This is a genomic window from Pseudomonas gessardii, from assembly GCF_001983165.1.
GTDB classification, from domain to species: Bacteria; Pseudomonadota; Gammaproteobacteria; order Pseudomonadales; family Pseudomonadaceae; genus Aquipseudomonas; species Aquipseudomonas gessardii.
In genome coordinates this window covers 1-9,737 of record NZ_MNPU01000085.1, presented here as the reverse complement: position 1 = coordinate 9,737, position 9,737 = coordinate 1, and the positions used below count along the sequence as shown (strand labels likewise).

The 9,737-nt window shown below is 60.3% G+C and carries 10 protein-coding genes; 8 read left to right on the top strand and 2 right to left on the bottom strand.

Annotated features, from left to right (window positions below; genetic code table 11):
* Positions 1-171 precede the first annotated feature (171 nt).
* Positions 172-1,266 (bottom strand): iron-sulfur cluster carrier protein ApbC, encoded by a 1,095-nt coding sequence (apbC, locus tag BLL38_RS29095; RefSeq protein ID WP_076965291.1) that lies wholly within the window; start codon positions 1,264-1,266, stop codon positions 172-174.
* 171 nt (positions 1,267-1,437) lie between these two features.
* Here apbC and metG point away from each other — a divergent pair, with 171 nt between their 5' ends.
* The 8 genes from metG to BLL38_RS29055 all read left to right on the top strand — a co-directional run bounded on the left by metG (position 1,438) and on the right by BLL38_RS29055 (position 8,347).
* Positions 1,438-3,489 (top strand): methionine--tRNA ligase, encoded by a 2,052-nt coding sequence (gene metG, locus BLL38_RS29090; RefSeq protein ID WP_076965290.1) that lies wholly within the window; start codon positions 1,438-1,440, stop codon positions 3,487-3,489.
* A gap of 106 nt (positions 3,490-3,595) precedes the next feature.
* Positions 3,596-4,147 carry an Rnf-Nqr domain containing protein gene (locus BLL38_RS29085; protein WP_076965289.1) on the top strand — a complete coding sequence of 184 codons (552 nt, stop codon included), beginning with the start codon at positions 3,596-3,598 and terminating at the stop codon, positions 4,145-4,147.
* Complete coding sequence (gene rsxB / locus BLL38_RS29080; protein ID WP_076965288.1) at positions 4,144-5,352, top strand: electron transport complex subunit RsxB; 1,209 nt, start codon at positions 4,144-4,146, stop codon at positions 5,350-5,352. Before BLL38_RS29085 ends, rsxB begins: the two co-directional genes overlap by 4 nt.
* Complete coding sequence (locus tag BLL38_RS29075; protein WP_076965287.1) at positions 5,339-6,304, top strand: RnfABCDGE type electron transport complex subunit D; 966 nt, start codon at positions 5,339-5,341, stop codon at positions 6,302-6,304. Before rsxB ends, BLL38_RS29075 begins: the two co-directional genes overlap by 14 nt.
* Positions 6,301-6,906 (top strand): RnfABCDGE type electron transport complex subunit G, encoded by a 606-nt coding sequence (locus BLL38_RS29070; RefSeq protein WP_076965286.1) that lies wholly within the window; start codon positions 6,301-6,303, stop codon positions 6,904-6,906. The genes BLL38_RS29075 and BLL38_RS29070 overlap by 4 nt, the downstream gene beginning before the upstream one ends.
* Positions 6,899-7,402 (top strand): Rnf-Nqr domain containing protein, encoded by a 504-nt coding sequence (locus BLL38_RS29065; RefSeq protein WP_076965285.1) that lies wholly within the window; start codon positions 6,899-6,901, stop codon positions 7,400-7,402. Before BLL38_RS29070 ends, BLL38_RS29065 begins: the two co-directional genes overlap by 8 nt.
* Positions 7,403-7,418: 16 nt before the next feature.
* Entirely contained in the window at positions 7,419-8,057 is a 639-nt protein-coding gene (nth, locus tag BLL38_RS29060) for an endonuclease III (protein WP_076965284.1), read from the top strand.
* A gap of 107 nt (positions 8,058-8,164) precedes the next feature.
* Positions 8,165-8,347, top strand: coding sequence for a PA3496 family putative envelope integrity protein (locus BLL38_RS29055; protein ID WP_076965283.1), 183 nt, complete (start codon positions 8,165-8,167; stop codon positions 8,345-8,347).
* Positions 8,348-8,408: 61 nt separating this feature from the next.
* On the opposite strand, the gene BLL38_RS29050 is transcribed toward BLL38_RS29055, so the two are convergent.
* The gene (locus tag BLL38_RS29050; protein WP_032858436.1) at positions 8,409-9,041 is read right to left on the bottom strand and encodes a response regulator transcription factor; all 633 of its coding nucleotides are present in this window, start codon (positions 9,039-9,041) and stop codon (positions 8,409-8,411) included.
* Positions 9,042-9,737: the final 696 nt, after the last annotated feature.

The following is a 9,737-nucleotide window of genomic DNA, read 5'->3' as shown; positions in this document are numbered from 1 at the left end:
CCCTTGCCTCTGGCTAACACTTCCCCTTGCCGGGTGTGTAGAGGACTTTCACCTCCCAGTCACCAGCGTGGCCACCACAGCCAAGCTGGTTGCGCTTGCGCGCAACGCGCCATGCCTGGCGCACCAAGAAAAAGCCCCGACAAGGTCGAGGCTTTTCTACCTGCAAGCTACTCAGTCGTCGCTGACAGTGATGGTCGGCATTGCCTGGGCACCGGCTTCCTGCAAGACAATCCGCGCGCCCACGTGACGGGCCAGTTCCTGGTAGACCATGGCGATCTGCCCATCGGGTTCGGCGGCGACCGTCGGCTTACCGCCATCGGCCTGTTCACGAATGCCCATCGACAGCGGCAACGAAGCCAGCAGTTCAACGTCATATTGGGTGGCCAGCTTTTCGCCGCCGCCTTCACCGAACAAATGCTCGGCATGCCCGCAGTTGGAGCAGATGTGCACCGCCATGTTCTCCACCACGCCCAGCACCGGGATGTTGACCTTGCGGAACATCTCCACGCCTTTGCGGGCATCGAGCAACGCCAGGTCCTGGGGCGTGGTAACGATCACCGCCCCGGCCACCGGCACTTTTTGCGCCAGGGTCAGCTGGATATCGCCGGTGCCTGGCGGCATATCGATCACCAGGTAATCCAGGTTGCCCCAGTCGGTTTGCATCACCAGTTGCATCAAAGCCCCGGAGACCATGGGCCCGCGCCACACCATCGGCGTGTTGTCATCGGTCAGGAAGGCCATCGACATGACTTCCACACCATGGGCCTGGATCGGCACGAACCACTTCTGGTCCTTGATCTTCGGCCGCGAACCTTCGGCAATGCCAAACATCACGCCCTGGCTGGGACCATAGATGTCCGCGTCGAGGATGCCCACGCGCGCCCCTTCCCGGGCCAGGGCCAGGGCCAGGTTGGCCGCGGTGGTCGATTTGCCCACGCCACCCTTGCCGGACGCCACGGCCACCACGTTCTTGACGTTGGCCAGGCCCGGGATCTGCGCCTGGGCCTTGTGCGCAGCGATCACGCATTGGATGTCGACCTTGGCCGAGCGCACGCCGTCCAGGCCTTCAATGGCCATTTGCAGCATCTGTGCCCAACCACTCTTGAACAGACCTGCCGCGTAGCCCAGTTCAAGCTGGACCGTGACCTGGTCGCCCTGCACATCAATGGCCCGGACACAGCCGGCGCTGACCGGGTCCTGGTTCAGATAGGGGTCGGTGTACTGGCGAAGAACGGCTTCCACCGCTGCGCGATTGACGGCGCTCATGGGCTACTCCCGGAAAAGACAGACTAAAACAGGCGGCTATCCTAACCGTTCCAACGCTTGAGGGGCATGCTTTCGCAACATTGGAAAACCCTGAAACAGCCTCACGGGGTGAAATAAATTTGCCGGCGCTTTATAGTGGCCGACCTCCGTTTCATCAAGTAGCCGAGCCCCATGTCCGAGCCACGCAAGATCCTCGTCACCAGCGCCCTGCCCTATGCCAATGGTTCCATCCATCTTGGCCATATGCTTGAGTACATCCAGACCGATATGTGGGTGCGCTTCCAGAAGCATCGCGGCAATCAATGCATTTATGTCTGCGCGGACGACGCCCACGGTTCGGCCATCATGTTGCGCGCCGAAAAGGAAGGCATCACCCCGGAACAACTGATTGCCAACGTCCAGGCTGAACACAGCGCCGACTTTGCCGAGTTCCTGGTGGATTTCGACAACTTCCACTCGACCCACGCCGAAGAAAACCGTGAGCTGTCGAGCCAGATCTACCTGAAGCTGCGGGATGCCGGGCACATCGCTACCCGCTCGATCACCCAGTACTTCGACCCGGAAAAGAAAATGTTCCTGGCCGACCGCTTCATCAAGGGCACCTGCCCCAAGTGCGGCACCGAAGACCAGTACGGCGACAACTGCGAAAAATGCGGCGCCACCTACGCGCCCACCGACCTGAAGGATCCGAAGTCGGCGATCTCGGGCGCCACCCCGGTGCTCAAGGATTCCCAGCACTTCTTCTTCAAGCTCCCGGATTTCCAGGAAATGCTGCAAACCTGGACCCGCAGCGGCACCCTGCAGGACGCCGTGGCGAACAAGATCGCCGAATGGCTGGATGCCGGCCTGCAACAGTGGGATATCTCCCGCGATGCGCCGTATTTCGGCTTCGAGATCCCCGATGAGCCGGGCAAGTACTTCTATGTGTGGCTGGACGCGCCGATCGGCTACATGGCGAGCTTCAAGAACCTCTGCGACCGCACGCCAGAGTTGGACTTCGACGCGTTCTGGGGCAAGGACTCCACCGCCGAGCTGTACCATTTCATCGGCAAGGACATCGTCAACTTCCACGCCCTGTTCTGGCCGGCGATGCTCGAAGGTTCGGGCTACCGCAAGCCGACCGGCATCGCCGTGCACGGCTACCTGACGGTCAACGGGCAGAAAATGTCCAAGTCCCGTGGCACCTTTATCAAGGCCCGCACCTACCTGGACCACCTGTCGCCGGAATACCTGCGCTACTACTACGCGTCCAAGCTGGGCCGTGGCGTCGACGACCTGGACCTGAACCTGGAAGACTTCGTACAGAAGGTCAACTCGGACCTGGTGGGCAAGGTGGTCAACATCGCCAGCCGTTGCGCCGGGTTTATCCACAAGGGCAACGCCGGCCTGATGGTGCCGGTCAACGCCGCACCGGAGCTGACCGACGCCTTCCTGGCGGCCGCGCCAAGCATCGCCGATGCCTATGAGGCCCGCGACTTTGCCCGCGCCATGCGCGAGATCATGGGCCTGGCCGACCGCGCCAACGCCTGGATCGCCGACAAGGCACCGTGGTCGCTGAACAAGCAGGAAGGCAAGCAGGATGAAGTCCAGGCCATCTGCGCCACCGGCATCAACCTGTTCCGCCAACTGGTGATCTTCCTCAAGCCGGTGCTACCGTTGCTGGCCGCCGACGCCGAGGCCTTCCTCAATGTTGCGCCGTTGACCTGGAATGATCACGCCAGCCTGCTCAACAATCATCAGCTCAACGAATTCAAGCCATTGATGACCCGTATCGACCCGGTCAAGGTGCAGGCCATGACGGATGCCTCCAAGGAAGACCTGACCGCCAGCCAGACCGACACCGGCGAAGCCGCCCCCGCCGGCAATGGCGAGTTGGCCAAGGACCCGTTGTCGCCGGAAATCGACTTCGACGCCTTTGCCGCCGTGGACCTGCGGGTGGCCTTGATCATCAAGGCCGAAGCCGTGGAAGGCGCCGACAAGCTGTTGCGCCTGACCCTGGATATCGGTGACGAGCAACGCAACGTGTTCTCCGGGATCAAGAGTGCTTACCCGGACCCGTCCAAGCTCGATGGTCGCCTGACCATGATGATTGCCAACCTCAAGCCACGCAAAATGAAGTTCGGCATCTCCGAAGGCATGGTGATGGCAGCCGGTCCCGGCGGCGAGGAAATCTACCTGCTCAGCCCGGACAGCGGTGCCAAGCCTGGCCAGCGCATCAAGTAACCCGAAGCGCCCTGTCGCGGTGATTGGCCGCGACAGGGCGGTTTGCGCTAGTACCCTCTCCCTGCTTGCCGGATAATCAGGCCCTGTTTGCTTAACCGGCCCGACCATGACCGAACTGCTTGTCGCCCTTCTCTGCGCCGCCCTGATCAGCCATTACCTGCTGCGTCTGGCGCTGCCTGGAGATCCGCCCCTGGAGCGACGGCGGATGCATGCCCTGGGGTTGGCGACCACACTTTTGGTCGCCTTCAGCGGCGTTTCCAGCGACCTGCTGCTTCACTTTGTGTTGCAACCCTTGGCGCTGGACGCGTTATGGCTGTTTGCCTATGTGCCTGTGGCAATCCTGTTGAGCCAACCCTTGCTGAATGCACTGTCCCGCCGCGTGCCCGCACTGCCCTTCGACGGGTTGTGGGTGCCGCTGCTGGCTAACGCCGGCGTGCTCAGCGTGGTACTCCTGGGCCCTGGCAATACCAGCCAACTGATCTATAGCCTGGGCATCGGCCCGGCGTTCTGGTTGACTCTCAGCCTGTTCAACGATTTGCGCCAGCGCATAGACCATAACGATATCCCCCAGCCCTTCAAAGGCCTGCCCGTGGACCTGTTCAGTGCCGGGCTGATGGCCGTGGCGTTGCTGGGCTTAAACGCAATGATCAAACCATGAGCCTGATTCAACGTATCGACGCCCTGCTGCCCCAGACCCAATGCGGCAAATGCGGGCACCCGGGCTGCAAACCCTACGCCGAAGGCATCGCCCAGGGCGAAGCCATCAACAAGTGCCCGCCAGGCGGCACCGAAACCATCGCCGAGCTGGCGCAGCTGTTGAACCTGGCGCCCCTGGAGCTAGACAGCACCCGTGGTGAAGCCCCCGCGCAGATTGCCTTTATCCGTGAAGCCGAGTGCATCGGTTGCACCAAGTGCATCCAGGCCTGCCCGGTGGATGCCATCGTCGGCGCGGCCAAGTTGATGCACACCGTGATCGTGGATGAATGCACCGGCTGCGACTTGTGTGTCGCCCCCTGCCCGGTGGATTGCATCGACATGCTGCCGCTGCCCCTGGCCACGGTGCTGCCGATTGTCGCGGGCTATGCCAGCACCGCCGAGGAGCGCCAGGCGCGCACGACCAAGCGTGACCGCGCCCGACGTCGCTTCGAGCAGCGCAATGCGCGGCTGCACCGCGAGCAAGAGCGCAAACTGGCGGAACGCCTGGCCCGTAACAAACGCCCGGCCCCTAGCGAAGAGGTCAACAGCAACCCGTTGCAGGCCGCCATCGAACGCGTGCGCGCGCAAAAAGCCGCCGATATCGACGCCACGCTCAAAAAGGCCAAGATCAACCTGGCGATGAGCCGGGCGCAACTGCACAAATCCCTGAAAGCCTTTGGTCACCCGCCAACCTTTGAGCAGCAGTCGCAGTTGATCATCCTGCAACAGCAATTTGAATCCGCCGAACAGGCGTTGGCCGCCCTTGAAACGAACGCCCCCCCAGCCGCGATCCAGCAGCCCCATAAAGATCCAGCGCTCAAGCGCGCCAAAATCCAACTGGCCATGCGCCGCGCCGAGCTGAAAAAAGCCCAGGATGCGATGGCCAATGCCGAACAACTGGCCACCCTGGGCGCAGCCCTGGCCGCCGCTGAACAGGCCTTGCATGCGGCCGAGGAAAGCTCCGAGCAGCCCAGGCCCGATTTGCAACGTGTCGAGAAACGCCCCATCGACAGGCAACTGCGCCAGTTGAAGACCGCCCTGGCCTATGCCCGCGCCGACCTGAGCAAACTTGAACGCCAACCCGCCAGCAGTGCCGCCGAGTTGATGGAAGCCCGGCGGCGCCTGGATGACGCCCAACGGCAAGTAGACACCTATGTCAGCGCCTGAGGTGGTTGATCGCCAGCAATACGCCATGCAGCGCCTGCTGCTGGCGACACTACCTGGGGTGCTGGTGCTGTTCTGGTTGTATGGCTGGGGCGTGTTGATCAACCTGTTGCTGGCCTGCACCTGTGCATGGGCCGTCGAAGGCGGTGTGCGCCGGCTGCGCGGCCAGGGCGCCGGTGACCTCAGCGGCCTGGTCAGCGCAGTGCTGCTGGCGCTGGCGCTGCCACCTTACTGCCCCTGGTGGTTATGCCTGGGCGCCGTCAGCAGTGGCCTGCTGCTGGGCAAACACCTGTATGGCGGCCAGCAGAACCCCTTCAACCCGGCCATGCTCGGTTATGCGCTGATGCTGCTGGCCTTTCCCCAGCCAATGACCCATTGGCCCGCGTCCCACGGCCTGGACCTGCTGGCCGGCCTGCAACAGGTGTTCGGCCTGCACGGCGAGACCGCCGATGCCTGGGCCCGGGCCACGGCGCTGGATGCCTTGCGCGTCAATAACAGCCTGACCATCGATGAGCTGTTTGCCCGCCACCCGGCATTCGGCCAGGTCGCTGGTAAAGGCAGCGAGTGGGTAAACCTGGCGTTTCTCGCCGGCGGTCTCTTCTTGCTGCAACAACGGGTCTTCAGTTGGCATGCACCGGTGGGCATGCTCGCCAGCCTGTTCGTGATCAGCCTGCTGTGCTGGAACGGCTCGGGTTCGGACTCCCATGGCTCACCGCTGTTTCACCTGCTGAGCGGGGCCAGCATGCTCGGGGCGTTCTTTATCATCACCGAACCGGTGTCGGGCGCAAGAAATGCGCGGGCGCGCCTGCTGTTTGGCGCAGGGGTGGGCCTGCTGACCTACCTGATCCGCACCTGGGGCAGCTACCCGGATGGCGTGGCGTTCGCCGTGCTGATGATGAACCTGGCAGTGCCGGCACTGGAGCGCTGGACGCGGCCGCAGGCGGTGGCGGCATGAAGCGCAGCTCTCAAGCCTTGAGCGTGCTGCTGATCGCCGTCGGCGCGGCGGGCCTGACCCTTGGCCTGCAACAGTTGACGGCCAAGCCCATTGCCGCGCAGCAGCGTGAGATGCAAAGTCGGGCGTTGCTGGATGTGCTGCCCGCCGGCAGTTATGACAATCAACCGCTGGAGCACCCCCTCGGCATCACTTCGGGCCTGCTGGACAACAGCCAACTGCTGGGGGGTTATCTTGCGACCTTGGCCGGCACACCCAAGGCCGTCGTGCTGCGCTCGCAGGTCAATGGTTATGGTGGGCGTATCGAATTACTGATTGCCATCGACCGCAACGCCAGGCTGCTCGGGGTAAAGACCCTGGCGCACGCAGAAACACCGACACTGGGCGGGCATATTGGCGAGCCCGGCAATGCGTGGCTGGCCTCATTCAAGGGGCTATCGCGGGAAAATCCACAAGCCTGGGCATTAAAGAAAGACAGCGGCCAATTCGACCAACTGGCCGGCGCGACCATCACCTCCCGCGCAGTGATCAACGCCATCCACGATGCCTTGCGGTATTTTGACGAGCATCGCCAGGCCCTGCTGGAGCCCACCGGCCATGACTAAGCCATTCGCCCTCGCCAGCCTGTTATGGCTGCCTGCGCTGCTGGGGGTCAGTGCCACCCCGGCGGGCGCCGCCATATTCTGGGGGTTGTGGGCACTGACCATGACGCTGCATGGCTGGAGCTGCGGCTGGGTGCGCAATCGCCTCAGTGCTCATGGGTGGCTGACGGCCAATGTATTGCTGGCCACCACCTGGGCCAGTTGTGCACACTTGGTGGCCCAGGCCCTGGCCTTTGCGCCGTCTACAGGCCTGGGGGCATACCTGGCGTTGATCGGCGTGCAATGCGTACTGCTTGAACATGACCGCCCGTTCGCCGCCAACCCGCGCAGGGCACGGCTTCAACTGTTCGCGATATCCGCCGGACTGCTGGCGGCCATCACCCTTTTGCGCTTGTTGCCCGGCAGCGGTATTGCCACTCTCGCCCCCACAGGGTTTATCCTGCTCGGATTGCTGCTTGCCGGGTGGCAGGCCTGGACCCAACGCCGCACACCCCATTGAAGGAACCGCTCGCCCCATGAATGCCGCAAAACGCCTGGAGATCTTTCGTCGGTTTCACGAGGACAACCCGGAGCCCAAGACCGAACTGGCCTACGCATCGCCGTTCGAGTTGCTGATTGCCGTGATCCTGTCTGCGCAATCGACGGATGTGGGCGTCAACAAGGCCACGGCCAAGCTGTTTCCCGTGGCCAACACCCCCGCCGCGATCCATGCCCTGGGGGTTGAAGGGCTGTCGCAGTACATCAAGACCATTGGTTTGTACAACAGCAAGGCGAAAAACGTCATTGAGACCTGCCGATTGCTGGTGGAGCTGCATGGCGGTGAAGTGCCCCAGACCCGCGAAGCGCTTGAGGCGCTGCCCGGCGTAGGCCGCAAAACGGCCAATGTGGTGCTCAATACGGCGTTTCGCCAATTGACCATGGCGGTGGACACCCACATTTTCCGCGTCAGCAACCGCACAGGGCTGGCGCCCGGCAAAAATGTGGTGGAGGTGGAGAAGCAATTGATGAAGTTTGTACCCAAACCTTACCTGCTCGACTCTCACCACTGGCTGATCCTGCACGGCCGTTATGTGTGCCAGGCTCGCAAACCACGCTGTGGCAGCTGTCGCATCGAAGATTTGTGTGAATACAAGGAAAAGACGTCGGACGATTGAGCAATCATTGATTTTATTGATCAGTCGATTGAAAAAATCTTTTTTACCCGGTGCACGATTGTCGATATAAGGAGCGCCAACGGCAGTCTTAGCCTGGAGTTAACCTTATGAGCACTGGCAAAGAACAATTGGATGTAGAAGACGACTTTGTTGCCGCAGACACTGAAGAGACAGTCGATGCACCTGTAGAAGTAGCCAAGACCAATTTGAGCAAACGCCGCACCATCGACAACCTGCTGGAAGAACGACGCTTGCAAAAACAGTTGGCCGATTACGATTTCGATCTCTAGCCAAGCGATCACACAGAAGCCTCCGCTCTGGAGGCTTTTCCTGCCTGTTGCTCCCTGCTTCCTAAACCAGGCCGTTACGCTGGGCGAGCTCAATCAGGTCCACCAGGGACCGGGCATTGAGCTTGAGCAACAAGCGCGTCTTGTAGGTGCTCACGGTTTTGTTGCTGAGGAACATGCCGTCGGCGATTTCCTTGTTGGTTTTCCCCTGGGCCAGTTGCTGCAACACCATCATCTCCCGGCCTGAGAGCCGCTCGACCATATCCGCTTCGCTGGTGTTGCCCTGGGTGGAACGCACCGAGTTGAGTGCCTGGTTGGGGAAGTAGCTGTAGCCAGACAGCACCGCCTTGATCGCGCTCAGCAACTCGGTGAGATCCTGCTGCTTGCACACATAGCCCGCTGCGCCCGCCTGCATGCAGCGCATGGAAAAGTGACCTGGCGCCTGTGACGTCAGCACCAACACCTTGAAAGGTTGCGCCTGCTTTGTGGAAGACAAGCGACAAATAACTTCCAAACCGTCAAGTTTGGGAATTCCAATATCCAGGATGACAATATCCGGCATATGCTCCCGCGCTAGTTGCAATGCGTCGACTCCGTTATCGGTCTCTGCAACGACCTCATAACCATGACGCTCCATTAGCATGCGTACAGCAAGGCGAATGACGGGATGATCATCCACGATCAGCACTTTATTCATGGGCAAGTCCAATTTCGCTGTTCGAATTATTCAGAACCCGCACAATAGCCTAGTCGTTTCCTCCTTGGCATAGCACTCCCCCCCAAGTAATAACAAGCAGAGACCCAACCCACAAAGTTATAAGAATAAGCCTACAAAAAAACGCCTATATGGATGTGTCGGTTATTGTTCAGCCTTTCAGAACTTTCCGTGGGCAAACATATTTTGATCAAAAAAAGCACCAGCAACCCCGGAAAAGTAAACAGACCGCACGCTATCTTCAGGAAATGCCCCTTGCACGGGTTACACCCAGGGTGTGATGGCGCCGAAAAACCGCCTCCAAAAAAGTTCCCTTGGTGTAACAGCGACTAACAATACCTAGAATCATCTGACAGATATTTCTACAAATAAAATTGAACCCGTCATCTTTCCTACTCAATAAACGAATGATTTCAAACACAAACAATGCCGCACGCCTAAAACACCAACTTCCAGATACAAAAATCAAAAGCCAAAATAATAAACAGTAACAACCTCAAACTTCAGAAAAACATTAAACATTGATAAACGAAACCGGGCACCCTGAATTACAGGATCGAGTAGGAGGCGGATTCACATCCGCCGTCCTCTCACACCACCGTACGTACGGTTCCGTATACGGCGGTTCAGGTTATACGGTTAAGTCGGTTTATCGTATCCAGTATCGAGACCAGCCCG